Raw genomic sequence first — 26,344 nt, forward strand, 5'->3', positions numbered from 1 at the left:
AGAAATCATTCAGTTTTTTCACGGTCTAAGCCAGACCACAAAAACTGCGAAGCAATTGCTAACAAGTCCGCCTCTCGGGATTTTTCCGTCCCTTCCAAGCACTCCTTTTGATCACTACAAAGCTGATCAACTATTCTCATAGAGGTAATCTTAAACCACTATAATCAAAGCAAATAAGATGAATTATTCAGTAAAAGCACTAAATCAGTTAGGAAAGTCTATAAAACAAAAAAACCTCAGTAAGACTGAAGTTTTTCATTAGCTAACTATTCAAGAGTGAACTCTTAATGTTAAAAACACAACTATTTTTACTTTAAAAAGTTACGGTCTGGACGGGACTCAATATTTTCCTGATGAAATTTCATTTTTTCATGGTTATGGTTCCCTGCCAGTGGTGACTTGTGTGCGGTATGCCATCTTTGCCTATAAAATTGTAGTCGTTGGTCATACCACCTCCAGTAGCGCCTTCAAAACGACCGGTTCCTCCAGTAATTTTAAACGGATCTTTAAAATACGATAAGGCATAATTTGGCATGCCAGGCACTCTTCCCGGTATAACCTCGCCCGCTACTTCTACATTAAGTCTATCTCCATTTTCATCCTCAAAATACGCAACTAGATATCCTTCTGGATAGGTACCTCCTCCTGGTCCAGTTGGTTTTACACAAAATTCAAAATAGGAAGTAACCTTTTTAAAATGTGTTCCTGTTCCCTCACCCGTATTTATCACTTTGCCTAAACCAGGACAATCATCGTTTTCAGGAACTTCTTGGTATGTTCCATAAAGCAATATGTTAAACCCGAGAGTGACCATTTTACCTTCATGGTGCTTGAAGGAATCGACATTGTCCGTTTCGAAATCATCCGAACTGTTACATGCTGTAAAAAATCCGATCACAGCGATTGCAAGAATCATTTTTAATACTGTTTTCATAATGTTTGATTTAATTGATTGAATTTTTCAACCTAAAAATTCGTTGATAAAAAAGCAATGACCGTCGTCAATAAAAAAATTGACTGAGATCATAGGATGCCATTATTTACTTTCGATAACTTAAGGGAATTAATTTATTGCGCTCTCTGCGCAAATAAAAAATCCAAATTTATAACCCCTAAAAAACAAACCTTATGAATTTAAAGAATTATTTTATGGTTGCTGCTATTGGATTAGGAGCAATGAGTTGTCAAACTTCTGATTCAGATGTTGAATTAGATACTAATCTTGGTAAATCGTCTACGCCACGAAGTATGCAAAAAACGGAGGCGGTTCATTTGAATCTGAATAGAAAGCCTGCTACAAAAGGAGAATCTTCTCCAATGGACTTCATGGTGGTCATCAATCAGGCCCTTCAATCACAGGGAATATCAGTACAATTATCAGTTATTGAATCTTATGGCTCCGATGGAACCGGTAATACGGTTTATTTTAATGACAGAGGAAACAAACAATTAGCTGCAGATTTTGTTCCATTTGATCCAAATAGAGGTGGTTTTTCTGATATTGCATATGCCCGAGATGGAACAGAAGGCTTTACATCGAGCGGACTCTCTCAGATCGATACCGACGGAGCAATTCTGAATGCCATGAACACTTGGAATAATGTTTCGTGTAGTAGTGGTTTGGTATTGACTAACTTAGGAGCTTCCCCTTTTGATTTAGGATATGTACAAGCTATTGTAAGTGGAGGTGCCAGTGGATCATTCTTTTTTACTGATATTATGCACTCAGGTTTTAACACTGAGGTTACTGATGCTGTTTTTGGACCAGGCAGTAATGTCCTTGGAGTTACTTTTACATTTATTTGGGGTGATTATGATGAAAACGGCGATTTTATTCCAAGCGATATAGATAATAATAGAAAGAATGATGTTGCTTTCAGAGATATTTATTATAATGACGCCTATCCTTGGTCAGTTGATGGAAGTGGAATAGATGTAGAAACAGTAGTTCTTCACGAATCAGGTCATGGATTAAGCCAAGCGCATTTTGGAAAATTATTTCAAGGTGAAAAGAATGAAAAATTTCATTTTGCTCCAAGAGCTTTAATGAACGCTGGTTACACTGGTATCCAAAGAACCATTGGCGAATCTGATAACGCAGGACATTGCAGTAATTGGGCTCAATGGCCAAATAACTAATTCTAAATATAATACAAATTTCAACCCGAGTGATTCTTCATTCGGGTTTTTTTATGGTCTTATCCAGACCACAACAACTGCGTAGCCTGCCTGTCCGGCAGGCAGGCACATCACGAATACTTAAACCAACAGCATGGGTGAGTAATTAAAGGTAAAAGACTGTATTTAAGATAAATATAGAAACATGCACGGTGTTGTACTTTCGTTTTATATTTTAGTTTAATCAATTTTTTTATTAGTTCCCAAAGCCCTCAAGTTGTATTTTTTATAAATATCTTACTCGTAAGCCAATATTGTTTCGTCAAGCATTGGAAGAATCTCCTGAATCTTCATTGCCCCATTCTTCAATACTTCTAATGTGCTTTCTTCGTTTTTGATGCTTACTTTGAGAGAAGTAAGAAAATATTGATCGGACTTGAGATGCTCGTAATCTGCTGGTACACCTCGTTTACTCCAATTCCAATCGAGAAAATGGTTGCGAACATAGGGAAGGAATACTGTGCGGAATTCAAAGTCGTCGTCTGCGGTATCATCATCTATCTTTTTTGTAGAATTGGTGTAGTAGTTTATCAATTCATTTCTTAGTTCTTTATTCTTTAACCTTTCTAATCCGAATTTTTTCATCAATTGATAACCATTGTCGACAAGAACTATTCGTCTGGCTATCATTACCCTTCCAAGATGATACTCAATAGAGTCATATGGAATATTTCTACTTTCTAATTCATGGATGACTGTGTACTGGATATTGATGTCCTCCGACTTTTTGATACGAGTTTCACGAATGCTTAGACTATCGCTAATTAGATTACTGCGTATCTCTGTGAGTGTTTTCACTATTTCTCTGTCAACTTTCCTTTGTTCGTTCCAATTATTAATCTGAAGCGCGATTAAGATTCCAATTACCACGAGGATAATTTCTCCGATTGCATATTTAAAATACTGTCCAGTTTTTCCTTCTGCAAGTAAGTTTTGTCTGATGTGTCTAAAGAACTTGATCATACCTTTTGTTTTTTAAGCCCACACACCGCCTGGCTCCTCACTATCAAAGGTCTGCCAGACCTTTGCTTTCCGTTCGGCCCTCTAAAGAATTTTATCATTGGTTAACGGTTTGCCATAATGAAGCACAACGTGTTTGTATAAGATTAGTTGCGTGGTTAAGCACCTAATTTAGCAAATAAATCACAGATAGAGAGTCCGCGAGGATTTTCGTAAACAAGCTCGAACTAGCAATTAATTTTATACGGTGTTGTGTACCTTTTTCTTTGCTTTCAATACTCCTCTCTTAAATCTTGTTATTCTTTATTCCTTTAAAATTGTCAAATAGTCCGGTACTTCGAGTGGAGAGCGAGTTTCCAAACTAGAGTTAAACATATCTGTTTGCAGGTACCATTTATTATTTTCATTTCTATAGATTGCGATAAACTTACCAATATCCAGAATTTCATTTTGCTCATTTCGCATGGAATATTTACCATTCGCAATAAGTAAGTCACCCGAAATCTCTAAGTCTACCAAATGCAGTTGCAAAGAATGCATCCCTCTTTTGGATACGGTTTTCCAAAAAGTAGCAATCGCATTTCTACCTATGATAGGAGGCGCACCTGGGGGATAAATAATGCCATCGCTCGTGTAAAGCTTAGACATACCTTCCCACTCTGATCTGTTCGCCAATCGAACCAGCTCATTTTCTACTTCAATAACTGCAGCTCTTGCCCTTAGGTAACTAGATTCTTTCAAATCATCAGGTAAAATAACTCCTGCGCCAAATGCATCCATGACCGATTCATCTGGTGTATTTCCTTTTAGGAACGTTTCAATAGCTAAGAAAAAGGCAGTAGGCTCATCAGCATTCGGAAGATGGCCAGCGCCTTTAAAATTTAGTAAACTACTATTGGGCAAACTATTGTTCCAGTGCTCAAAAGAAGCAAAAGGTATAGCGTCATTGTCTCCTGCCAGTATCAGTACCCGCGCTTTAACATTTGCCAATTGAGAAGTAATGTCCCAGTTGCCAATCGATTTCATCTTGTAATAACTAAATGGGCTGGTTAGATTAGCCTGATTGCAGTTGCAAATGTTTCCCCAAATGTTTCTAGCCTCTGCATAGGAGGCTGCAAATCCTCTTATCCAAAGGGAATAGTAATCCCAACAGGCTTTAGTAGAATCGACTGGCTTGTTTTCATATATTTTTTTATTTTGTTCAAGAAGAAGTGCCGTGAGACTATCATTCTTGTTTACCCAACCATTTGTCATAGCGGCTGCGGCTGGTAAAGGAGCTATGAGCATCATGGATTTCACTTTGTCTGGATAGGTGGTAGCATAATAACCACAGATTAGACCACCTGTCGAGTGACATAGTAGGTTCAGTTTTTTCAATTTAAAATGCTTACGGATTTCTTCAATATCCTTAATGGTATTGTTCATGGAATACCTGGTCGTATCTTTTACGACAGTGGAGTAACCTGCACCAGCCTGATCATAAAACAAAAGCTTATGATGCGCTGCTAAAGGAGTGAGATCAGGAACTAAGTAAGCAGAACCAAAAGTTCCTCCACCGTGTACCACTACAAGGGTGTCACTTCCTTCACCAAGTAATTGGTAATGGAGTTTTACATAATCATCGGTTTGTACAAATCCTTTTGAAGATTTCAGTTTTACAATTTGGGCATTTCCAACAAAAGAAGTTGTACAAAAGAGCAATAAACCAATTAAGAATGTTTTCATTTATCGTTTGTTTTTTATAATTGGGATTCTAATTAATGGGCCACAACGTTCTCGGCTATGAGTAGTTGCTTGGTTTAGCACCTGACTTTGCAAGTACACACCAAACTGACACGAGCGGAGCAAACTGGCGTAAGCAAAATCCGCGAGGGTTTTCAGAAGTAGGCAATAACAAGCAATTACTTATAGCCATCTTAAGTTTCTTTAATCCAATTTGGTTTTTATATTATGGTGTATCTGTATTTATCATATCCTTATACATTTTCCATATACCATCTTCTTTTTTCCAAATTACTAAAGACTTTCCTATTAGCGTATCTTTCCCATTGCTTAAAGTCCATTTTTCAGTATCTAGTAAATATTCTCCACAACCTTCAGCCCAAGTTGATTCTACGTTTAGTTCAGTAAATCCGCTTTCAATGAATCCTTCAAACGCTTTCTCAATATTATCTCTTCCAGTAAAAATTGTGCTATTATGTGGCATAAATACACCGTCTTCTGTATAATAATTGGCAACAGCTTTTGCGTCTTTTTTAGCCAGAGATTCTCTCACTCCTTTAAATGATTTTTTCAATTCTTCTTTTTCTTTAGCTAAATTGAAAACCGTCTCGTTTTCTTGGTTTTTATTTTTTTTAGATTTGTCTAAATTATTACAGCTCGTTGAAATGAATAATAGTAAAATAATTAGCTGTAGTACTTTGATTCGATTAAGATTCTTAATAGCGTTTTTCATTTTTTTTTGTTTTTTAATTAATTGTGTTATTTAGTTTTGTGCATTACAGACAACGGTTTGGCTATGATTCCGTTGCGAAAAAATTCGGTAGAATTTCGGAGTAGGAATCATAGCTGGTTAAAGATTGTATTTTTTGGTTAAGGTTGGTTGTGAGCAATGGATTATAGCCAGTGTTGTGCATGGGCTGTTCATTACCAACAACACAGCAACATATTTTATTTTTTTATTCAGTTTTGTTTTCAGAAGCCTCTTTAACTATTTTTTCATATTCTCCGTTCGTATAACTTCCCTGCGATTTGGTAATGAGCCCATTTTCTATTTGCATTACTTCGTGACCTGTCATTTTTACTTTAACACCTTTTGTGTTTGTTCCTTCAAGTAACCAATGGAACTCAACACCATTAATAGCGTCTACCATACTATCCAAGCTTACAACTATGTCTGGAATTTCGTCATGAAATATCTTTGAAATATATGCGATTGAGTCTCTGCCCGTAACAGATATTCCGTCACCATCGAGTAAAATCCCATCAGTTGTATAAAAGCTTGCCAAGTCATTAGGGTTTTTACTCGACCAAGCAGCAGCATATCTCTTTCCAAAATTTGTGAGGCTATCCTGTATCATTTGTTTGTCGGTTTTGACTCCTGTTTCTTGTTGAACTGAAGTGGATTTTTTGTTTTCTTGTTTACAGCCCATTGCAAGTGTTAAAACAACTGCAATCATAAGTGTGAAAATTTTAGATGTAGTTTTCATTTTGATTAGATTATTATAAATGCCTACTCTGTTTGGTTTTCGGCTATCCCATTACTTATTTATTTGATCAGTTTCTTGTATTTAGTTTATGCACAACGGTTCTCGGCTATGAGTAGTTGCGTGGTTTAGCGGTTAACTTAGCAAGTACATACCAAACTGACACGAGCGGAGCGAACTGGCGTAAGCAAAATCCGCGAGGGTTTTCAGAAGTAGGCGAGAACAAGCAATTACTCATAGCCATTGTTGTGCGTTTGTTTTTATTTTAATCCAAATTTTTTGTTTTTAAAGTCTATAATAATTGTACTATCCCAAAATAACGCATTCCCTGTCATCCCATCAGTACTTTCATCTATACCATAACCTGTATGATTTTCATAGGCTTCTACATTAGTAAATTTTCTCCCTGCGATTTCGAAGGTGTCTGTTATTATTCTACTGTGCACGGTATGTTTTTTGCCCCAGGAGTTAATTTCTAAACTATCAATAATAGGGTTTGTAGTAAATTTATTGATGTTTTCTGAGGTGGCAATAATTGGAAACAAGCTAGAACCATTATCAAATATAATTTTATACTCGTTTGAATTCATTTTTAATGGTAAAATCGGTCTACCATTGCTATTGATCTCAATATCTATCAATCCATCTTTATATCTTCTTGGTACTTCATCAGTAATGGCAAATTTTAGATTGGGATAATCAATGATCAAAACTTTATCCTTAAATATATCAGCTCCTATAGTACCCAAGTGAATAGTATCTCCAGCAATTACACTTTCTTCTGATGTTGCTCTGCCTAGATTAGTCATCACAGAGGCTCTTTCATTAGATATGGTATAATCACCAAATTTTATTTTTGCATTCTTAAATACTTTTTTGTCGGAAGCCAACTTATTAATAGGAAATTTCATTTGGCTTACCTGCTCTGATAGTTTTTCATTTTGAAAATAAAACGAACTGAGCGGGTTCTCATAAATCATAGTTCTATTGGATCCTGTATCAAATTGGAAAGTTAGGTTATTGTCAATTCCCTCCATCTTGCAAGGGATAAACATTGCAGTTCTCTCAAAGTATTTTCCGTTGATGGTACGATTGGTCCAGATAAAATCTGCCCAATTAATTTCTGTTTCAGCTGGTATTTCAGTTTTCCAATCTCCCAAACTTGATTTATAAGCATAATAGGCATAAAGACTGAATAGGATGTATACAGTTATGACTGCAATTAGAATTTTATATCTTTTTTTCATGTTAAATTTCGGACTTTTAATTATTCGATTTAATAACGCACAACTAGTTAATAAACGCTATATAGTGTTTATCCGCAATTATGATCACTTTCTTGCATCCCTTGCTATTATTGAGCTTAGACCCAATTTAAACATCAAAAAAGTTATTATTTTTTGCAAGAGATTAATACTTATTGGTAATTCTTATTTCTTCCAACACTCACGTAATGATAAATCACAACAGGTAACACCAACCATTCTATAATCCAACAACATTAGGGGGCTTCAGCAATTTATTCAAGGCTAAATCTACATAAGAAAAACCAATAATCAAAAAGTTCATGTAATATTTGAGATGGGTCTAGCAGATGATACCGTCTTAACAACACAACTATTTTTACTTTAAAAAGTTGCGGTCTGGACGGGATTCGAACCCGCGATTTAAATTATTGAATTACAAATATTTAATGTGTTTTATTGAAAGTAATCAACCCTAATAGTGAGATTAATATTTCCTTGTCATACGAATTGAAGTTAATTTCCTTTGGATTTTAACTCAGTTCTTTGCTGTGCTTTCGTTATTCATCTAATATTCATTAATCATTTTCTGCAAGTTCGTCTGAAATCGAACTAATTAACCTTTTAATTTCTTTAACGTTTTCTTGGGTAAGGAAAGTATATTCAATATTTCGCCCATATAAATAGTCTAATTTTAAAACAAATTCAGGACTTTCAATATATTTCCAAGACTTTAATTTCCAGCTGGATCGATCAAAATATTGATCTCTATCTAAATCAATATTTCCTATAACTCCATCTAGTATTGCACCATTATAAACTAGCCGCTTATAATAATGATTGTATAAATTCATAATATCGTATTTCAGTTTGTCATTCTTTATATTTTCTATTTTTCCTGCAGATAGACCAGAATCATAAACACCTGTCGTTGGAAAAAAAGTAGTTTGAAACAGCGTTAAAGAATAAACTGAATCTATTTTGGATTTTTCTTTAATTGTGGCTGTATTTAACAAAGATTTCAATTCAATACAAGCATTGCCTACCGATTTATGCCTATTATTAATTTCCTCCAGTTGATTAAGATTTACTTCTAATTCATTTTTTAAATCAATTAAGAAACGGTGTTCCCATTTATTCATTTTTTGAGACTCGTTCCAATTATTAATTTGTAGAGCCAACAGAATACCAATCATCACCAATACAATTTCTCCAATAGCATATTTAAAATACCTGCCTGCCGGCAAGGCAGGCTTCCCAGTTTTACCTTCCGCGAGTAAGTTTTGTCTGATGTGTCTAAAGAACTTGATCATACCTTTTGTTTTTTCAGCCCACACACCGCCAGGCTCCTCACTATCAAAGGTCTGCCAGACCTTTGCTTTCCGTTCGGCCCTCTAAAGAATTTTATCATTGGTTAGCGGTTGGTCATAATGAAGCACAACGGTGGGTATAAAGGGCGTTTTCATACCCTTTATACAGTGTTGGCAATTGTTATTTATCATTCATATTAAATATCACATTGGCATCTACCCAATAAACTTCCCCTTTGATAACTCCTGCCCATCCACTTTCCGGAGGATCACTGTATCTCCTGGAAAAGAAAAAATATTTGTTATCTGGCGTCATGTATGGACAAAAGTCAGTCCACTCTGAGTTGATCGGTTCCTTCAGGTAAATAAGAGGTTGCCACTCACCATCCTTCTTGAATGACACATATAGTCCAGAGTTTTTAGGAAATCTTTTATTACTGATTAAGTAACTTTCATCAGGGGCTACATACGTATCTCCAGATCCCAAAGAGGTATTTACTACTGGGCTAATACTTTTTGGGGTGTCAAATTTACCATCACCTAAATATTGAGCCCGGTAAACATCTTGTTTCCCAAAACCTCCCGGACGGTCTGAAACGAAGTATAAACTTCCATCAGCAACAATTACAGGATACGCCTCACTATATTCATCGGTAGATATAGGGTATCCGACCCTCTCAGCCATTTGCCATTTGCCATTCACTTTTTGACTTCGAAAAATATCTGAGGGTGCGTCCAATGTTTCATTTTCATGAAGGACCCCAAGGAAATACATAGTATTACCGTCTGGAGTTAGTGACATATCAACAGCTGTAGTATTCTCAGTATTCTCAGGAAACATCGGTATAGCATTTGCTACTGTCCATTGATCATCAATTAACTCAGAATGATAGATAACATAACTTCCGTTTATAATTCGTGTAAAGAAAACTTCTGTCATTGAATTATTGAATACAGCATTCAATTCAATACTATCGGTATTAACAATGGATGGTGCAAACAATTCCGGGGATGTGCCAGGTGTTTTCTGGCCTAAATAAGATACTTTTGGCTTGCCACAGCTAACTACAAGTATTACTATTATAAGAGTGCTTAGATTTCGCATAATATTTTTCAATTTATTACTAATTTCGTTTTATACTATATGTTACATATTTAGCATGAACCCACCTTACGTATAGCCGTTGTTGTCGGCAGTTTTATAATTGGTCAAAAAATCAAAAATTCTATATATTTTTAAATACTTTACATCCAACCAAGTTCTCGTAATGCCCACGAGGAATTCCAAATTTTAGTCATACTTTCTACCTTATCCTCATCATTCATTTTTATAGCATATACATAATCTGTGTTCGTAGTTTTATTACTTGGTGGTATTGGTCCTCCATCACCAGAATGTGTACCTGTAAAAGTGGCGAAAAATATTGCAGTATTAGTTGTTTCATCATAAGCAGAAGAATGCACTTTATACGAACAATCAGGCATTGTAATGGTCCCTAACCCTTTCATCCAATTAACATAATCCTCAAGTTTTGTAACATCAGTTAGGGGCTCACTTTGAGCATTGAATTCAGCATTTTCTATTGCATAATCTTTACAGGCTTCCCATCCTTTTGCAGATTCACAATTGTGGAAAAATGTTGTCGCGTTTTCAAAAGCTTTCATAATCTTATGGTTTAAATGAATGATTAATTAATACTCTAATTTATATTGTTATACTTGCAATAATTTATTCTGATTTATTTGTACTGTCGTAACCAAATTACCGCCAACAACGGTTTGTGTAAGGATAGTTGCGTGTGCAAGTAACTAACTTACTAAAAATGGAACGAACCAGAGGAAAACCATAAGGATTTTCTAATAGGCGAGAACCGAGCAATTATTTTTACACGGTGTAAGCTACATTTTTTATTTCTTCCATTTAACTTTACTAGGTTCAACAGAACTAGATTCCGTTTTTGAAGGAAAATTATCAGGATTTTCAATACTCACTTTCCCAGTAGCAGCCCATTCGGCTCCTCGTGCGAAAAGCGTTTGAAAACCAACAGAGTAAATAGCCTCATTTTTATTTTCGCAAGAATTTATTCCATTGATGGCATTCTCGTATTCCTGTTTCATAACATGTCCAAGAACAGTTACAAATACCCTTCCTTGCCCATAATTTGTAGTCCATGCTATAGGTTCATGGTCTCCAGAACCCCAAGTAATTTTGTCTGAATATGCAGTAGCTATAATTGTTATATTTTGAGCTGGCCCTCGCAAGCCATGATATAATTCATCTTTTGATTGTATCCACTCTACTGGAATTCCTTTAGAAATGGGATGTTCCGTATCTCTCATAGTTACAAGAAATTCATGTTGTTTTCCATGACCGACTCCGACTCCGTGGTATAGAGGAGTTCTGATAAAATCACCGATGGTTTCGTTCCAGAAAATATGTTCTCCCGAATCTGATCCATACCATCCTAACCCAATTACTTCATGAAATTTTGGCCAATCATAAAAAGAACTGACGCCTTGATGAGTTATGACTAAATTACCTCCATTTGCTATGTAATAAACAAATTCATTTCTTAATTTTTCTGGCATATCACCACCAAGTCTTGATGATATTATCAATTGATAATCTTTGAAATTATAGTTGAAATTCTCCCAGCCTTCATTTTCTTTAACAAAGAACTTGTCAATCGAATAATTTCCCGTGTTATTCAGTACTTCCTCAAATACATCTGTTATAATATGCACATCGTGGGCATACTCGTTTTGTAGAATCAAGACATTGATTTTTTCTTGACTGAATAATGGGAAAGAGAAAGTAATTAATAATATGGCTATTGTTTTTTTCATGTTTCTGATAATTGTAGCTAACGGTCTCGTGTATGAGCAGTAACGGATTTCAACCCACTAAACTGTCAGATAGCACCGACCTTTGATTTATAGTTTTACATCTCAAAATAGCACTGAACCCGCTATTGCTTATACACAATGTTGTGCTTTCGTTTAAATTAATTGACATTATTGGATTAATAAATATCCATTAGTTTTTGCTTGGTATTTCTTGATGCATTCTCCGTGAAATATTATTTCAAGAATTGAATTTTCTTGTAAACGTTTAGACACGGGATTAATAGTTAGTTCGCCAGGTTTTATTTGAATTTTATTTTTAAAAGTATTGTCATCATCTTTCCATTGAATACTTACTATATTGTTGGTAGAATTTAATATGGGAATATATGTAGCAGGTTCATCAAAATTGCTGATTGATTCTTTCGATTCATTGCAGGTTTTTTCAGAATAAGGTGTCACATTGTACTTACTAAAAAGCTCATTTATGTCTTCTGTATTAATTTTCTCCCTTACTCTTTTAATTTCAGCTAAAATTACAAGGCAAGCACTACGAACACCTATCATTTCTCTAAGAGAATAGCTGTAGCCATAAATATAGTTTGATAGGTAGTTTTTATAAATAGGATTTTTGAGATAAAATTCAACCTGTTCATTAATTGCTATGGAATCCACAACCTTGACATAACTACTGGAGTACCAGGGTTGGGTTTCTATTAAATAATTTTCATATTCTGTAACCTGTTTTCCGTAATCAAGTTGATTTTTATTATACCGACTTTCAAATTTTAGATAATTTTTTAAGTGAGGAATTAAAACCTTAAAATTCTCTGGAAATTCTTCTTGCCTATAAACCAGAGATCTGATATCGTCTGAATTAATGTCTAATCTATTCATTTCTATTAAGCTTCTAAAATTTCGGTCTTCTAGAAGTTGTTTATGTGATATTTTATTTGATAGAATTTTTGAAGCCTTTAATTGAGTTTCTCGATACACCTCAATCTCATGATTCGCTTCTTCAATATTTTCTATGATTTCATTTTCAAACGCATCAATGAGTTTGTCAAAATTAGCATCTTGACTTCTTTTTTCATTCCAATTATTCAAACTCAATGCTATCAGAATACCTATAACAACAAGTATAATCTCTCCAATAGCATATTTAAAATACCTGCCTGCCGGCAAGGCAGGCTTTCCAGTTTTACCTTCCGCGAGTAAGTTTTGTCTGATGTGTCTAAAGAACTTGATCATACCTTTTGTTTTTTCAGCCCACAAACCGCCTGGCTCCTCACTATCAAAGGTCTGCCAGACCTTTGCTTTCCGTTCGGCCCTCTAAAGAATTTTATCATTGGTTAATGGTTGGTTATAATGAAGCACAACGGTAAAGTATATGAGCCGTTTTAATGGCTAATATACATTGTTGTGCATTCGTTTCATTTTTATTCTCCTTTCACTAACAGGAATTTCTGAATTTTATGCCCTGCGATGTCTCCAACAAAGATTGTTCCTTCATCATCAATCGCAATGTCGTGATATCTTGTATTTGGGTTATTAAATTGCATGTCGAGATTCAAATCTAAATCAAAACGTAAAATTTTGGAGGTCTTTGCAATTGAGTCGTAATCAATAGCTAAGAGATAATTGTTTTTGTGGTCAACAGCAACTGAATATAACTGGTGCGCTGATTTATTTTGCCATACGGCTAAAAACTTACCTTCTGAATTAAATTTTTGAATCCTGTTATTTTCACGATCAGCAACATATACATTCATGTTTTTGTCTAAGTCTATACCATGAGGTGTGTTAAACTCCCCTTCCTTATCACCTTTGTTTAATTTGTAGTCTGGACCATTTTTACCCCACTCAAATAAATATGAATTGTCCTTATCATATTTAACAACCCTGCTGTTTCTGTAGCCATCGCTTACATAAAACGAGCCTTCTGGGTTAACCGCAACATCTGTTGGTAAGGCAAAGTGGATGGAATCATAGCCAAGAATAGTTTCCTCACCAAGCATGTTAAGGAGCTCTCCGTCTGAGTTAAATTTTAAGACTTGTTGCAGACCAACATCTGTCACCCAAATATTATTGTCCCAGTCAATTTCCAACCCATGAGGCATTAAGAATAAATCTGTCCCCCAAGATTTCAATATTTTGCCTGTTTCGTTGTCAATAGTTATAATGATGTTGTTTTTGATTTTTTCTTCTGGGGGTGGAAATGACCAAGGCCTTGTCCTGTTAAACACTACGATATTACCTTTCGAATTTATTGCGAGTCCGGTGGGCATACCTACAATATAATCTTCAGGTAAATTTGGCCAGTCCTTTACAAGTGCATAAGAATCATGAATTACGTTTTCTGTTACTATCCTCTTCTCTTTCGATTGCTTGCAACCGATGAGCAGAAGTATTGTACATAAGCACAAAAATCCTAATTTTTTATAGCTCATATTAATTGGGTTTGGTTAAAATGATGCTCAACGGTCTAGGCTATGAGTAGTTGCGTGTGTTAGCGCTTAATTTTGCAAGTACGCACCAAACTGGAAATCCGAAAGGATTTTCAGAAGTAGGCAAGAACAAGCAATTACTTATAGCCAATTTTGTGCTTTCGTTTTCTAATATAATATTTTATGTGTTATTCTAAATTAGCCAACTCTTTATCAATACTAATAATTAGGCTTTCTAAATCTTTTATTATGTCAAAGTAATCACCATATAAAAGGTATTCTGCGTCTCTTTTCATGGTTCTAAGCAATGACTTATATAAAGTGTCTGTTTTAAGCTCATCATAGTTGTTTGGTTTCATAGTGCCTAGATTAAATTTACCATCTTTATCAAAATTCCAGGGATCAACTTTATCAAATCTTTTCAATATTTCATCAAAATATATCTCTCTATTAATTTCGTTTTCCCATGTTTTAATAGATGTGTATTCCTGACCATGAAAATTTAGAATTTCATTTCTTAGTGAATCGTTAGAAATAAGGTCCAAACCCTTCGATTTTAAAACATCGAATGAATTTTTGTTTATGATTGAGCGAGGCCAGCGTATAGTGCCGGCAAAATAAGAAGCTAATGAGTCATTATAAACATCCGAACTTTCCAACTGCTTCAGAATAACATCAGCTGAGCTACTAATACTGTTATAAAACCAAATATTTAACTCAAAATCTTTAATGTCTGACTGAAAATCTTTTTTAAGTCCTTTAAGGATATCGATTTCTTCACTTCTTTTTTGGTTTTTTAAGTTGAGATTATTCAACCATAATGCAATCAAAATCCCAATAACAACAAGCACTATTTCCCCAATAGCATATTTGAGATACTTTCCAGTTTTTCCTTCTGAAAGTAAGTTTTGTCTAATTTTTCTAAAGAATTTTATCATTGGTTAGCGGTTTGTCATAATGAAGCACAACGGTCTCGTATAAGCGTAGTTGTGAGAGTACGAGCAATTAACGATTATACATTGTTAGCAAAAGTTATTGTTTTCTCACTCCAAATTTATTGTTGACCAAATCAATTATGATCACATTGTCTATGAAAAAGTCATTTCCTACTAGCCCGTCAATCCCAACCTGATTCAAGGTTTCTACAATTTTTTGCTCTTGGGTAAAAAGAATATTCTTATTTGCACTTAACTTCATTTCCCCCAATTGGATAGGAGATTCAATTTTTGATTTTTCAAAAGTGGCTAATGTCCCCCAACTATTCAATTTCACTGTGTCCGTAGGAGTTGAATTACTTTTTACTTTATTAAAAAAAGCTTTATCAATTGTAGTGATCGCAGATATGGACACTCCCGTGTCATAAATGAAGTCATAGCTTTGTCCATCAGCTGCTAAAGAAATAAATATTTTACCGTATTTATATTCAAGTGGGGCTAAATGATATTCTGATTTGTCAAATTCGCTCTCCTCGTTAAGAATGGCAAGAGTAGTGTTTGGAAAATCAATGAGAAGAATTTTGTTTTCAACCTCATTAGCTCCAATTGACCCAATTACCGAAAGAGAGTCGTAGCTTTTTTGGTCTCCATGATCTTCGTAGACGAATAATGTATCAACTGAAGAACTGTAGTTCCCAATTCTGGTATTTACTCTCAATATTTTGTAGTCATTTCTGGCAACGATCTTTCTTTTTAAATGGGGGTGTTCTGTAAGAATTGTCTGAAGTGGGTTCTCATAAATTGCCGAGACATTTAATCCTAAATCAAACTGCATTTTATATTCTCTGTCAATTGAATCGATATAAACAGGTAAGAATAACGCTCCGTGCTCATACTTGATACCATCAAGTTCAAAGCTTTGCCATTCGAATTTAATTTCATTTTGCAGCAATTCATCAGTGTTCGCTCTTTCAGATTTTTGATTCCCTGAGTTGCAAGAGGACAGGGCTAGTGTAAGAATGAAGCAGATTTTTAGGAATGATTTCATCTTCTATAAAGGTCTGTTTTTGAGATCGATTGTAATTTTTGCTAACGTTGAGTATAAGAAACGTAAGTGATTTCGAAGCTCCTACTTGTCAAGTTGCACTGAGCCAAATTTGAGTTTTGACACAAATGTACTGTTTTAAAACTAACCGTCAAATCGCAGATTTGGCGGAGCTGATTAAATGCTCCGAACTTCCGTAAACCACTGAACCACTTATGTTTTTTATACATTGTTATGTGCCTAATTTATTCAGGTTTCATCTCTCTTTTTTCATATCCTGCTATTGATTCATTTGATGTTTTAAACTGAACATTATCATCAATAATCAGGTTGAATTTAATATCATAATATCTTTGGTCTATAAACATCTTTTTTTCTGGATTATCAATTGAATAGCTTTCACCTTTCATGCCAATTGGGTAGAATATTTCCTTATCAATGTAATATAATGTATTCGAAATGCTGCCTTCATTATTTTCAAGTTTAATTTTAAATCCAGGCATAGTCATTTTATTTTCCAATTGCACTTTAATTTGGTAGCAATCCTTGTTGTTAATAATCGTATCGTTTAATCTGTTAATTATGAATGAATCAGTATTATTCAAGATAAATTTAAACTCATGTTGCATGCCATACAATGTATTATGTCCCCAAAAATGTTTCTTCTTAAAATCTGGATATTTAACTAAATCATAAATCATTGCAGCACTATCCTGATTATTTTTACGAATCAGTCTATTGCCATTATATATATCTTCAAAAATCACATTTTTCTTATCGTCTGAATACATGTACCAGTGTCCTTTTACACCAACAATCGAATCCGTAGTCAGTCTTTTAAAATACATCTCTCGATATCGGAGAATTACATCATTTAAATTTTGAGGATTTGTTCTTGACATATCTTGTTTAAAGTAAACTGTTTCAATTGTATCTATTGAGTTTACAGTTTTTTGTAAAATCTCTGAAGCAGTCTCTTTCTCATTGCAAGAGGTTATTATTATCAAGGAGGTTAAAAAGCAAATAATTCCAAATATTTTCATTTTTCTATCAGTTTAGGTTTCTCGCAGGGCACTTTTTTATTTGGCACATAACGGTTTGGGTATGAGCAGTTGCGTGGTTTAGCGGTTAACTTTGCAAGTACACACCAAGTTGGAAATTCCTGAGGAATTTCCAAAGTAGGCGAGAACAAGCAATTACTTATAGCCATTGTTGTGCTTTCGTTATTTTTTTATTCTTTATTTATGAGTTCTAAGGTTTTGACGCAATTATCATATGCATTTGATGTGGCTGTATATTGGGTATACAGATAATTTAGCAGCATCTGATTCTTAAAAAAATTGTCATTTAAAAGGAAATGGATTTCTTCACTAGTAATGGAATTAATATTATTGACATACTTACTCAAATGGGCATATAGTATTTGCGATTTTTCTGTTCCTAGTTTAAGTTTGAGAATTAAGTCGTCATAACAGTTGTACAAGGTTACGATTTGTCGTTTTAGTTGAGGATTTGAAATAAGATTAAGACCATTGCTATTTTTTAATTCATCAAAAGTTGAAGAGTTTGGAACAAAGTCGGTTATAAGATCTATTTGATTGTTTACATAAAAAATTAAGGAATCATTTGTCGTGTATTGCTCTTCTATTATTATTTCAAATTTTCTTTTTGATTTTACAGCTAGTTCAAAATCATTTTTAAGTTCACTAAGTCTTAACGAATCTGCTTTAAGATCTTGTTGAAGGTTAATTAAATAGCCTCTTTCTTTCTTTTTGTTTTTATAATCTTCATTCCAGGTATTTATCTGTAAGGCAATTAAAATTCCTATTACCACAAGAATAATTTCTCCAATTGCGTAAAGCAAATATTTTCCAAGCCTACTTTTGGTCAGTGTTTTTTGTCTAAATTTTCTAAAAAATAATATCATTAGAGGTTTGGTTTCTCTAAAGATATAGTTTTTTGGTAATTATCTTGATAAAATAATGAAGCACAACTATATATAAAAACAATATAGTGTTTATCCTGCTAAAATAGGGAGATAAAAACAATGATTAGGCGAAAATCAAAGTGCCTTTTACAAAAAGAGAGTATCTCAAACTGGTCAGGTATAATAAATGATGCCAAAAAAGATATACAGATTGCAAATAACCAGCTATAACCATAAGTTAAAGGTTTCATAAAGCTAGACTGTAGCTTTAAAATAATTGCTAAATTTGCAGCATGATACACAATCGTATTCTACAATTACTCTCTGTGGCCATGGCCGTTTTGGTGTTATTTTCAACGCTGTCTATCAGCATTGAAAAACACTACTGTGGTGAGCATCTTGTAGATGTGGCTATTTTTACAGAGGCAGAAAAATGTGGAATGGAAGCAGCTGACATGGGCCAGGAAACCTCTGGTGAAGACAGCTTGTTTATGAAAAATTCCTGCTGTAAGGATGTGGTTGATTTGGTAGAAGGTCAAGATGAGCTTAGTTTAGAAAAAACAAAGGAGCTCAACAGCCATCAGAAGGTATTTATCTTTTCTATTGCCTATACTTTTAGTGGCCTATTCGAGCTTGAACCACAGGATCACAGCCCTTTTGAATACTATTCTCCACCCAACGTAGTCGAAGACATCCAGGTCTTGAACGAAGTTTTCTTGATTTGATTTGAACTCATTATCAGTACGATGCCCTAAAACCATTGGGTACATACCATAATGATCAATCAAAAATATTCATGCTACACATATATCAAATAAAGATGATCGTCTTATTCCTGGCCCTGCCGCTGTTTGTTCAGTCGCAAGAATCATTGAAAGGAAAGGTTTTCGAGGTCTTAGACGGTAAAGAAATTCCGCTGGAGGGCGCCAATGTTTATTGGCAAAACACTACCATAGGCACTATGACAGCTGCCGATGGTACATTCTCAGTTCCTTATACCCAGGAACACAATCAACTTGTCATTTCTTTTATTGGCTTTACAACAAAGACCCTGACAGTCAATTCTAATAGAAACATCAGACAGGTATTGCAATCCACTTCTGACCTTGATGAAGTGACGCTCGCTTCTCAAAAACAGACAACGGCAAAGTCTTACTTAAAAGCCGCCAACACCTTTACGGTGAGTAGCGATGAGTTATTAAAAGCGGCCTGCTGTAATTTGTCTGAGAGTTTTGAAACCAATCCTTCTATCGACGTCAATTTTGCAGACGCCGTGACGGGTACCAGACAGATTAAAATGCTGGGGCTGAACTCTCCATATATTTTAATTGCCACCGAGAATATACCCGCCGTTCGTGGCGCTTCTCAGGCACAGGGGCTTAGTTTTATTCCGGGCACTTGGATAGAGAGCATACAAATTACCAAAGGTGCCGGAAGCGTTGTGAATGGCTTTGAAAGTATCACAGGGCAGATCAATGCAGAACTGGTCAAGCCGACCAAGGACCACAATTTTTTCTTAAACCTTTACACCGCTTCCAGCGAACGTTTAGAACTCAATACCCATTTCAACACCCAGGTATCTGAGAAATGGAGCACCGGTATCTACCTTCACGGTAATACGCATCAAAAAAAGCATGACGTGAACGATGATGGATTTCTCGACATACCGCTGTATAACCAGATCAATGTGATGAATCGCTGGCAATACACCAATCCTGAAAAAGGGATCGTCAGTTTTATCAACCTGCGTTATTTAAACGATTCGAAGCAGTCAGGTCAGGTTGATTTTGACCCCGACACAGACCGGCTCACCACCAATGCTTGGGGCAGTGAAATTGACACCGAAAGGATGGAAGGTTCTTTTAAACTAGGTTATGTAAATCCGCAAATTCCCTATCAAAGTCTCGGCTTTCAAATGGCCTATAGCCATCATAAACAAGACTCTTATTTTGGGCAACGGATCTATGACATCAAGCACAATAGTTTTTATTCTAACCTGGTATACAATTCGATTATATCAGATTCGAGGCATAAAATTAAAACAGGAATCAGCTTTACGTATGACCACTTTGACGAACTGGTTGAGACTACTGATATTGAAAGAAACGACAATTCATTTGGTGGTTTTTTTGAATACGCTTTCGACAATCTCGATAAGTTTACCATGACGGCCGGAATCCGCGCAGACCAGCATAATCGATTGGGCTTTTTTATCACGCCCCGTTTACATATGCGCTATACGCCCTGGGAAAAATCTGCACTACGGGCCTCAGTGGGTCGTGGAAAACGAAGTGCCAATATCTTTGCTGAAAACCAGAGCCTGTTTGCCAGTTCGAGACAGATTAACATATCAGATGCTGGCGGTGAGATCTATGGCCTGGATCCTGAAGTTGCCTGGAATTATGGGATTAGTTTTTTACAAGGCTTTAACCTTTTTGAAAGGAAGGCTGACATCACCCTAGATTATTACCGTACTTCATTTGAAAACCAAGTGGTGGTTGATTGGGAAAATCCGTATGAAATCAGCTTTTACAACCTCAAAGGTCAGAGTTTTGCCAATAGTTTTCAATTTGAATTCAACTATAATATTGCCAAACAACTTGATTTGAGAGCTGCTTATAAATACTATGATATTCAAACCGATTACACGTTGGGAAGAAGAATAAAACCGCTGGTTCCTAAGCATCGGATATTTGCCAATTTGGGCTATGAATTACGCGGTAAAAACACTGAGGCGCCATGGAAGTTTGACGCCACCTATAATTATCTTAGCGAGCAGCGCTATCCAGACACTTCTTTGAGCCCGGAGCAATACCAACTTGATGAATTCTCACCAACGGTAGGAACGCTCAACTTGCAGGTTACTAAGGTTTTTTCACCTAAATTTGAAGTATATTTGGGAGGGGAAAACGTGACCAATGTGAGACAGGCTGATCCGATTGTGAGCCCAGAAGATCCTTTTGGACCTAATTTTGACACCAACTTTGTCTATGGCCCCATTTTTGGAAGCATGTATTATACCGGATTACGATTTAAATTAAACTAAAAACGATTTTTAAAAAACCAATAGATATGAAACAGATCATCACCATTATAGCACTTTTTTTGATGAATATGACCTTTGCTCAAGACAAGAATGCCAGAGCCAGCTTGGAAGTTGATGGCGTATGCGGCATGTGTAAAAAACGGATCGAAATGGCTGCCATTAAAACAAAGGGGGTCAAATCAGCAGTTTGGAGTATTGATACGCATCAGTTAGATCTGATTTACGATGCCCGTAAAACCAATTTAGATAGTGTTTCTAGGCATGTAGCGGCGGTTGGTCATGATACCAAGGCGATCAAAGCTACTGAGGAAGCGTATCTTTCGGTCCATACTTGTTGTAGGTATAGGGATGATGAGGTGCAAAAGGAGCATCAAGAAAAGAACTGATATTCTTTTCTTCTTTTAGTTTAATGCAGTGGTTCTTATTGAAATAAGGAACTTAATATCATTGTTTGTTCATTTTTTTGCTCCTCCAAAAAAAGAACCAAATAAAAGAGTCACTGCACGAGGCAATTGCTTCGCAGCATTCACTCCCAAATATTCCCAATCATCCAATGCTTATGAGACAATAATTTAGAACAGTCCTGCCAAGACCACAACAACTGAGAAGCACATCACGAATACTTAAACCAATCGCGTGGTTAAGAAGATAATTGCATCAGGAGGAAATTATAAACAAGAAGCTGTAAAAATAGGTCAATAGTTCAGTTAAAAATCCTTGATAAAAGCATTTTCAGAATGACTCCCGTCAATGCTTTGAATGATTCAGGTCATTGCGTATAATACGCTTTCCACTCTAATTTCACTGATTAATGATAATTAGGAAACGGAAAGTCTTTAATAGGCCGCTGACTTTTCTGTTCTGCTGAAAGAGCATTCCTATATGCCCTGGTTTTCTCTACAGTTTCAAATATAGACAAGATGAAGGATTTAGATCTATTAATGACCGAAATATCAAAACTCACAGCCGATATTGAGAACAACTATCCCGAGTTGTATCGATTCCTGGATGAAAACCCTATGACCATTCCTGCCATGGCACATCCAAATATAAGTAAGGAGATCATGAGAGATTATCTAAATAGTCTAAAGGAGCTCTTAAGACAACATATCGAAAAGCACACTGAAAATAGTAAAAGATAAAAGTGAAAAAGACGGAATAAAGCAATAATAAGATTCATCAATACACTTCATAAAAGGTCTACCTCGGGAAATTTCCATACCCTCAGACTTACCTTTCAAGGGGTAAATATATTATATGATGGCTCACCTTCTGAAAGAAATTGATTGGCTATAATCCTTTATAAAACAGAGGATTCACAAGAAGATTAAAATTATAAGGTGGAATAAGGTTAGGAAATCCCTAAAAACAAAAAAACCTCAGTGAGGGGTTAAGTGAGAAGTGTTAAGTGTTAAGTGTTAAGTGTTAAGTGTTAAGTGAAATTCGTCTTTTCTTAGTCCTTAGTCCTTAGTCCTTAAAACTTAATACTTATTGTTCTGGTCTGGACGGGACTCGAACATATGGATATTACTAAATATAAGGTATGATAACTACCTAATTAATATTTATAGTTTTCAAAGTCTTTGACTGACCATTAATAGTCAATCTACAATAGTATACTCCAGTGAGCAAATTCAATTCATTCAGTTCTATCGGGATACTGTATTTACCATACCCCATCTCAATATGATCAACTATGCTATGGATCAAATTTCCATGTTTGTCAAATACTTCGATATTAACAATGGACGGCTCACGCAGTTTAAATGAAATATAACTCTTTTTATCTACCATAGGATTTGGATAGAGTTTCACATTTTCAATTTTCTCTGACTGAATATCTTTATACGTTGATGGAGTTCCGTTGAAAGGAGTTACATCTGTCCAGATACTTAATTCGCCCTCATGAAGTCTAGTCCAGATAGGCCTGACAATATTATTATGCACTGTAATATTCGTATAATCTCCGAAAAAAACACCTTTGTTTGGAAGGAACGGACTTTCACTAACTCTTTTATTCTTAAAAGATCGACCTCCATTATTGGAAAATGCCAAGTAAACATCAGTTTTATCATCACTGTAATTTCTACGATCGTAAAAAACAAAATGGAGGTTCCCATTCATTTGATCGATATCCATCCATGTAAAAAATTGCTGCCTGTTAGATTTGTCCTTATTGACTTTTGACCTGGAAGACCAAGTGTTACCACCGTCTCTTGATTTTGAGAACCAAATATCCGTGTCATGCTCTCCATTTCTTTGATCTGACCAGTTCACGTAAATATTACCGTGGTTCGGACCTCCACTAAGGTCACATTTAGTTATTGGAAATCCATTGGCCCTAGAAATTCCCGAAATTTTTTGATCCCATCCACCGGGCATGGTATCAATTAATATTTCTTCTTGAAGCCAAGTCTCTCCCTGATCCAGGGATCGATTAAAAAGCAATCCTTTGGGCCCCGCCCAGGTGACGTAAATTTCACCATTTGGTCCGACAGCGGGAACCGCTCCTCCAACAGCATCATCACCATCCAGACAATCTCCTTCAAATTGGTTTATTTGAACCGGAGTTGACCATGATACTCCCCCGTCTAAAGATTTTGAAAATAAGATGACACTGGCGCATAATGGATCTTTACTTCCATATTCATCAAACTGAGTCCATGTTAGATAAATATTGTCATTGTTTCTGTCGATGACACTCCACTGTTTGTCCTGATCTTTTGACCCGTTGAGCCCAGTAAACGTTCCATCTGACCACGATTCACCATTGTCTGTTGATTTTTGACAAACGATTCTATCTAACCAACCATCCCCTCCTGACACATTTGACAAATGAAAATAATAGAAATTCCCTTTGCTGTCAACGTCTATAACCGGATCTCCCCAAACTCCGTAAGGCGATGTTAATTCGCCAATTTCCCAGGTTCGACCCCCGTCATTGCTAAAATGATAGTTATTAAGAATACTCCCGGCAACTAAAACATCCAAATTTTCAGGATCCATCATGATCGAAGGCTCATTCGGTCCATATCGATTACCAATATTATCACTTATCAATATATTTTGGCCTTGACTGTTAACTTTGATTAAAAGAAAAACTAATAGTAATATTCTTTTCATATACATTTGCGAATTGAACGGCAAGATAAAATTATTCATCGATAATTTGAATACCCTTAGGAGGGTAAATTACCCTAATACATGAATTTAGATCCATTGTAATAGTCTTGCCCAGACCACAACAACTGCGAAGCAATGCCAATCACCCATCCGTCCCTCGGGATTTTTCCGTCCCTTCCAGCGCCCCTTTTGGCTATTACAGAAATCATCAATTATTCTTGCAGAAAGAACCTTAAACAGCTTAGCAAGTGTTAAGTAAAATCTACACTTTTTGATTCAGTATTCTCGGATATGAAATCCCTGCCTGCGGCAGGCAGGTTTATTCTTTTAATATTATTTAAATACATTTTATCGGAAGAAATGGCCTCAAAAAAATAAGGAGGGGCTTTAACTAATTTCAGATTGGAGATTGGAGATTGGAGATTTCAGATTTCAGATTTGAGATTTGAGATTTCAGAAGTAGATGCACCTGAACACGTCATTTTTGAAAATAAATATCGAATAACCGATTTCGAATTTCGAAGTAAAATCCATAGATACATCTATGTCGCTTGGTTAGGCATTAAAAAAACCTCAGAAAGGTGTTAAGTGTTAAGTGAAATTCGTCTTTTCTTAGTCCTTAGTCCTTAAAACTTAATACTTATTGTTCTGGTCTGGACGGGACTCGAGATGTCGCGTCAGTTTACTGATTAACAATTGATTAATTCAATTTGTCAAGGCTTATTAATTTTAAAATGAGACTTAATTTTAATTTAGATATTCCTTGTATTTCGAATTGAAGCTATTGATTATACCCGTCTTAAATTGGAATAGTTATTTTTATAAATCGTACGCAATGATTGCAGTACTTATTACTCGAAAATCAGCAGTATCATCAGTTACATTATCAAAAGCGGCATAATCAATCCAAACAAATCCATCATCACCCCAAGCTTCTCCCCAAGAATTAACAACCTTAAAAGCGTTAAATATATCTGAATAACCAACAATAAGCATAGCGTGACAACCACCTGCTACTGAATAATCGACAGTATGTGCTCTATATGCTGTTAAACCAAACTCATCTATTAATCCAAATTCAGAGTCTAAAAACGATGAAATCAATATTGGTGTTTGGCCATTAAGCAAAGTTTTCATTTCTAAGGCCATATTCTCACCACTTAAATATTTGTAGTCACTTATTTTATTTGATTCTGCTTCTGCATTTTGAGTTTCAGTAGGTTGAATATTACAGGAATAATCAAGATAAGGAAATGACTCTATTGAGGCAGCGCCTTTGTTTAACAATATGTCCAATGTACTTTTAAAATCTGTTCCTTCACAAATACCTTGTGTTATTTGATTGTATGTGTATGCAGGACTCATAATCCTATCAGTAGAATAGGGTAAACCGGTTTCTATTCTCTCTTGAAATGATTTTAAATAATAAGTAGTAGCCCAAGAAACACAAGAACCTTGTCTGCCTTGATTTCCAATTGGTGGTAAAAAAGATGATAAATCAAATTCATCTGGCAAATCTGCAGGGATTGTTAAGTTTTCTAATAGTTTATTTTCATTAAAACGGTAATCCCCATTTTCAGTACATTCATTACAACCAGTAAAATAAGTTATTGCCTCCTGAGTTGTAAATTGAGTTTCTGTCGTTTCATAGCTTTCTGAGGTTTGTCGATCTACTGCAGTTCTATCATTAAAATCATAGCTACACGATATAAACAAAAGTGTGAATACTGTAAAAATTATAAATAGCTTTCTCATTAATCTTAGGTATTACCGCCATTTAGGCATGAGCATTAGCTCTCCCCGGCTGTTAATTCTATTATTATTAAGTTGTATAGAAACTAATATCATCATTTTTCTCTACTTTATATCTGATATTCATCAAATAATCACAAAAATACCCTCACGAGGGTATAGGGAGAATGTCTCAGACCTTCTTATTTACTCATCCCTTTTTTATTGTTTGCTGTATTTGTGACATCGAAGATTCAACGGAACTAAATTGCTCTTGACAAACCAATTCATACTGTCAATTTCCCTATATTTAGACTTCAACAAGCAATCTCATGAGCCCCCTTCTTT

At 35.3% G+C, this 26,344-nt stretch carries 23 protein-coding genes; 5 read left to right on the forward strand and 18 right to left on the reverse strand.

The features are described from left to right. Positions 1-361: 361 nt before the first annotated feature. Positions 362-934, reverse strand: a complete 573-nt coding sequence (locus AABB81_RS11345; RefSeq protein ID WP_342160640.1) for a hypothetical protein — start codon at positions 932-934, stop codon at positions 362-364. A 194-nt stretch (positions 935-1,128) separates the two neighbouring features. On the opposite strand from AABB81_RS11345, the gene AABB81_RS11350 reads away from it, so the two are divergent. Next, positions 1,129-2,139 carry a hypothetical protein gene (locus AABB81_RS11350; protein WP_342160641.1) on the forward strand — a complete coding sequence of 337 codons (1,011 nt, stop codon included), beginning with the start codon at positions 1,129-1,131 and terminating at the stop codon, positions 2,137-2,139. A 276-nt stretch (positions 2,140-2,415) separates the two neighbouring features. Here AABB81_RS11350 and AABB81_RS11355 read toward each other — a convergent pair whose 3' ends face one another. The 15 genes from AABB81_RS11355 to AABB81_RS11425 all read right to left on the reverse strand — a co-directional run bounded on the left by AABB81_RS11355 (position 2,416) and on the right by AABB81_RS11425 (position 18,096). Next, positions 2,416-3,141: a DUF6090 family protein gene (locus AABB81_RS11355; RefSeq protein WP_342160642.1), complete on the reverse strand. Its 726-nt coding sequence runs from the start codon at positions 3,139-3,141 to the stop codon at positions 2,416-2,418. Between the two features lie 300 nt (positions 3,142-3,441). Next, positions 3,442-4,863: an alpha/beta fold hydrolase gene (locus tag AABB81_RS11360; protein ID WP_342160643.1), complete on the reverse strand. Its 1,422-nt coding sequence runs from the start codon at positions 4,861-4,863 to the stop codon at positions 3,442-3,444. Positions 4,864-5,086: 223 nt separating this feature from the next. After that, positions 5,087-5,593, reverse strand: coding sequence for a YybH family protein (locus AABB81_RS11365; protein WP_342160644.1), 507 nt, complete (start codon positions 5,591-5,593; stop codon positions 5,087-5,089). Positions 5,594-5,816: 223 nt separating this feature from the next. After that, positions 5,817-6,347: a nuclear transport factor 2 family protein gene (locus AABB81_RS11370; protein ID WP_342160645.1), complete on the reverse strand. Its 531-nt coding sequence runs from the start codon at positions 6,345-6,347 to the stop codon at positions 5,817-5,819. A 257-nt stretch (positions 6,348-6,604) separates the two neighbouring features. After that, positions 6,605-7,591, reverse strand: a complete 987-nt coding sequence (locus AABB81_RS11375; protein ID WP_342160646.1) for a hypothetical protein — start codon at positions 7,589-7,591, stop codon at positions 6,605-6,607. Between the two features lie 575 nt (positions 7,592-8,166). Next, a complete protein-coding gene (locus AABB81_RS11380) occupies positions 8,167-8,901 on the reverse strand; it encodes a DUF6090 family protein (RefSeq protein WP_342160647.1) in 735 nt (244 codons plus the stop codon). A 178-nt stretch (positions 8,902-9,079) separates the two neighbouring features. Beyond that, the gene (locus AABB81_RS11385) at positions 9,080-10,003 is read right to left on the reverse strand and encodes a TolB-like translocation protein (RefSeq protein WP_342160648.1); all 924 of its coding nucleotides are present in this window, start codon (positions 10,001-10,003) and stop codon (positions 9,080-9,082) included. A 140-nt stretch (positions 10,004-10,143) separates the two neighbouring features. Next, a complete protein-coding gene (locus tag AABB81_RS11390) occupies positions 10,144-10,563 on the reverse strand; it encodes a hypothetical protein (protein WP_342160649.1) in 420 nt (139 codons plus the stop codon). Between the two features lie 243 nt (positions 10,564-10,806). After that, positions 10,807-11,745 (reverse strand): ThuA domain-containing protein, encoded by a 939-nt coding sequence (locus AABB81_RS11395; RefSeq protein WP_342160650.1) that lies wholly within the window; start codon positions 11,743-11,745, stop codon positions 10,807-10,809. A 168-nt stretch (positions 11,746-11,913) separates the two neighbouring features. Next, a complete protein-coding gene (locus tag AABB81_RS11400; RefSeq protein ID WP_342160651.1) occupies positions 11,914-12,993 on the reverse strand; it encodes a hypothetical protein in 1,080 nt (359 codons plus the stop codon). Positions 12,994-13,181: 188 nt separating this feature from the next. Then, entirely contained in the window at positions 13,182-14,192 is a 1,011-nt protein-coding gene (locus AABB81_RS11405) for a peptidyl-alpha-hydroxyglycine alpha-amidating lyase family protein (protein WP_342160652.1), read from the reverse strand. A gap of 185 nt (positions 14,193-14,377) precedes the next feature. After that, positions 14,378-15,127 (reverse strand): DUF6090 family protein, encoded by a 750-nt coding sequence (locus AABB81_RS11410; protein ID WP_342160653.1) that lies wholly within the window; start codon positions 15,125-15,127, stop codon positions 14,378-14,380. Between the two features lie 94 nt (positions 15,128-15,221). After that, positions 15,222-16,172 (reverse strand): pepsin/retropepsin-like aspartic protease family protein, encoded by a 951-nt coding sequence (locus AABB81_RS11415; RefSeq protein WP_342160654.1) that lies wholly within the window; start codon positions 16,170-16,172, stop codon positions 15,222-15,224. 242 nt (positions 16,173-16,414) lie between these two features. Further along, positions 16,415-17,212 (reverse strand): hypothetical protein, encoded by a 798-nt coding sequence (locus AABB81_RS11420; RefSeq protein WP_342160655.1) that lies wholly within the window; start codon positions 17,210-17,212, stop codon positions 16,415-16,417. Positions 17,213-17,400: 188 nt separating this feature from the next. Continuing rightward, positions 17,401-18,096 carry a DUF6090 family protein gene (locus tag AABB81_RS11425; protein ID WP_342160656.1) on the reverse strand — a complete coding sequence of 232 codons (696 nt, stop codon included), beginning with the start codon at positions 18,094-18,096 and terminating at the stop codon, positions 17,401-17,403. 293 nt (positions 18,097-18,389) lie between these two features. Here AABB81_RS11425 and AABB81_RS11430 point away from each other — a divergent pair, with 293 nt between their 5' ends. The 4 genes from AABB81_RS11430 to AABB81_RS11445 all read left to right on the forward strand — a co-directional run bounded on the left by AABB81_RS11430 (position 18,390) and on the right by AABB81_RS11445 (position 22,284). After that, positions 18,390-18,821, forward strand: a complete 432-nt coding sequence (locus AABB81_RS11430; RefSeq protein ID WP_342160657.1) for an HYC_CC_PP family protein — start codon at positions 18,390-18,392, stop codon at positions 18,819-18,821. A gap of 71 nt (positions 18,822-18,892) precedes the next feature. Continuing rightward, on the forward strand, positions 18,893-21,142 hold the full coding sequence (locus AABB81_RS11435; protein WP_342160658.1) for a TonB-dependent receptor: 2,250 nt from the start codon (positions 18,893-18,895) through the stop codon (positions 21,140-21,142). A gap of 26 nt (positions 21,143-21,168) precedes the next feature. After that, positions 21,169-21,528 carry a heavy-metal-associated domain-containing protein gene (locus tag AABB81_RS11440; RefSeq protein WP_342160659.1) on the forward strand — a complete coding sequence of 120 codons (360 nt, stop codon included), beginning with the start codon at positions 21,169-21,171 and terminating at the stop codon, positions 21,526-21,528. Positions 21,529-22,062: 534 nt separating this feature from the next. After that, a complete protein-coding gene (locus AABB81_RS11445) occupies positions 22,063-22,284 on the forward strand; it encodes a hypothetical protein (RefSeq protein ID WP_342160660.1) in 222 nt (73 codons plus the stop codon). 412 nt (positions 22,285-22,696) lie between these two features. Here the strand turns inward: AABB81_RS11445 and AABB81_RS11450 are convergent, their stop codons facing one another. Next, positions 22,697-24,265: a T9SS type A sorting domain-containing protein gene (locus tag AABB81_RS11450; RefSeq protein WP_342160661.1), complete on the reverse strand. Its 1,569-nt coding sequence runs from the start codon at positions 24,263-24,265 to the stop codon at positions 22,697-22,699. An 819-nt stretch (positions 24,266-25,084) separates the two neighbouring features. Continuing rightward, complete coding sequence (locus AABB81_RS11455; RefSeq protein WP_342160662.1) at positions 25,085-26,020, reverse strand: C1 family peptidase; 936 nt, start codon at positions 26,018-26,020, stop codon at positions 25,085-25,087. Positions 26,021-26,344: the final 324 nt, after the last annotated feature.

It is taken from the genome of Lutimonas vermicola (assembly GCF_038433205.1).
Classification (GTDB): domain Bacteria; phylum Bacteroidota; class Bacteroidia; order Flavobacteriales; family Flavobacteriaceae; genus Lutimonas; species Lutimonas vermicola.

Excerpts from the sequence above, each read along its gene's own strand:
- AABB81_RS11440 (WP_342160659.1), top strand. The coding sequence starts at position 21,169 with ATGAAACAGATCATCACCATTATAGCACTTTTTTTGATGAATATGACC.
- AABB81_RS11350 (WP_342160641.1), top strand. The coding sequence starts at position 1,129 with ATGAATTTAAAGAATTATTTTATGGTTGCTGCTATTGGATTAGGAGCA.
- AABB81_RS11455 (WP_342160662.1), bottom strand. The coding sequence starts at position 26,020 with ATGAGAAAGCTATTTATAATTTTTACAGTATTCACACTTTTGTTTATA.
- AABB81_RS11390 (WP_342160649.1), bottom strand. The coding sequence starts at position 10,563 with ATGAAAGCTTTTGAAAACGCGACAACATTTTTCCACAATTGTGAATCT.
- AABB81_RS11415 (WP_342160654.1), bottom strand. The coding sequence starts at position 16,172 with ATGAAATCATTCCTAAAAATCTGCTTCATTCTTACACTAGCCCTGTCC.
- AABB81_RS11450 (WP_342160661.1), bottom strand. The coding sequence starts at position 24,265 with ATGAAAAGAATATTACTATTAGTTTTTCTTTTAATCAAAGTTAACAGT.
- AABB81_RS11400 (WP_342160651.1), bottom strand. The coding sequence starts at position 12,993 with ATGATCAAGTTCTTTAGACACATCAGACAAAACTTACTCGCGGAAGGT.
- AABB81_RS11445 (WP_342160660.1), top strand. The coding sequence starts at position 22,063 with ATGAAGGATTTAGATCTATTAATGACCGAAATATCAAAACTCACAGCC.
- AABB81_RS11365 (WP_342160644.1), bottom strand. The coding sequence starts at position 5,593 with ATGAAAAACGCTATTAAGAATCTTAATCGAATCAAAGTACTACAGCTA.
- AABB81_RS11395 (WP_342160650.1), bottom strand. The coding sequence starts at position 11,745 with ATGAAAAAAACAATAGCCATATTATTAATTACTTTCTCTTTCCCATTA.
- AABB81_RS11375 (WP_342160646.1), bottom strand. The coding sequence starts at position 7,591 with ATGAAAAAAAGATATAAAATTCTAATTGCAGTCATAACTGTATACATC.
- AABB81_RS11410 (WP_342160653.1), bottom strand. The coding sequence starts at position 15,127 with ATGATAAAATTCTTTAGAAAAATTAGACAAAACTTACTTTCAGAAGGA.
- AABB81_RS11345 (WP_342160640.1), bottom strand. The coding sequence starts at position 934 with ATGAAAACAGTATTAAAAATGATTCTTGCAATCGCTGTGATCGGATTT.
- AABB81_RS11435 (WP_342160658.1), top strand. The coding sequence starts at position 18,893 with ATGCTACACATATATCAAATAAAGATGATCGTCTTATTCCTGGCCCTG.
- AABB81_RS11425 (WP_342160656.1), bottom strand. The coding sequence starts at position 18,096 with ATGATATTATTTTTTAGAAAATTTAGACAAAAAACACTGACCAAAAGT.
- AABB81_RS11405 (WP_342160652.1), bottom strand. The coding sequence starts at position 14,192 with ATGAGCTATAAAAAATTAGGATTTTTGTGCTTATGTACAATACTTCTG.
- AABB81_RS11420 (WP_342160655.1), bottom strand. The coding sequence starts at position 17,212 with ATGAAAATATTTGGAATTATTTGCTTTTTAACCTCCTTGATAATAATA.
- AABB81_RS11385 (WP_342160648.1), bottom strand. The coding sequence starts at position 10,003 with ATGCGAAATCTAAGCACTCTTATAATAGTAATACTTGTAGTTAGCTGT.
- AABB81_RS11430 (WP_342160657.1), top strand. The coding sequence starts at position 18,390 with ATGATACACAATCGTATTCTACAATTACTCTCTGTGGCCATGGCCGTT.
- AABB81_RS11355 (WP_342160642.1), bottom strand. The coding sequence starts at position 3,141 with ATGATCAAGTTCTTTAGACACATCAGACAAAACTTACTTGCAGAAGGA.
- AABB81_RS11370 (WP_342160645.1), bottom strand. The coding sequence starts at position 6,347 with ATGAAAACTACATCTAAAATTTTCACACTTATGATTGCAGTTGTTTTA.
- AABB81_RS11360 (WP_342160643.1), bottom strand. The coding sequence starts at position 4,863 with ATGAAAACATTCTTAATTGGTTTATTGCTCTTTTGTACAACTTCTTTT.
- AABB81_RS11380 (WP_342160647.1), bottom strand. The coding sequence starts at position 8,901 with ATGATCAAGTTCTTTAGACACATCAGACAAAACTTACTCGCGGAAGGT.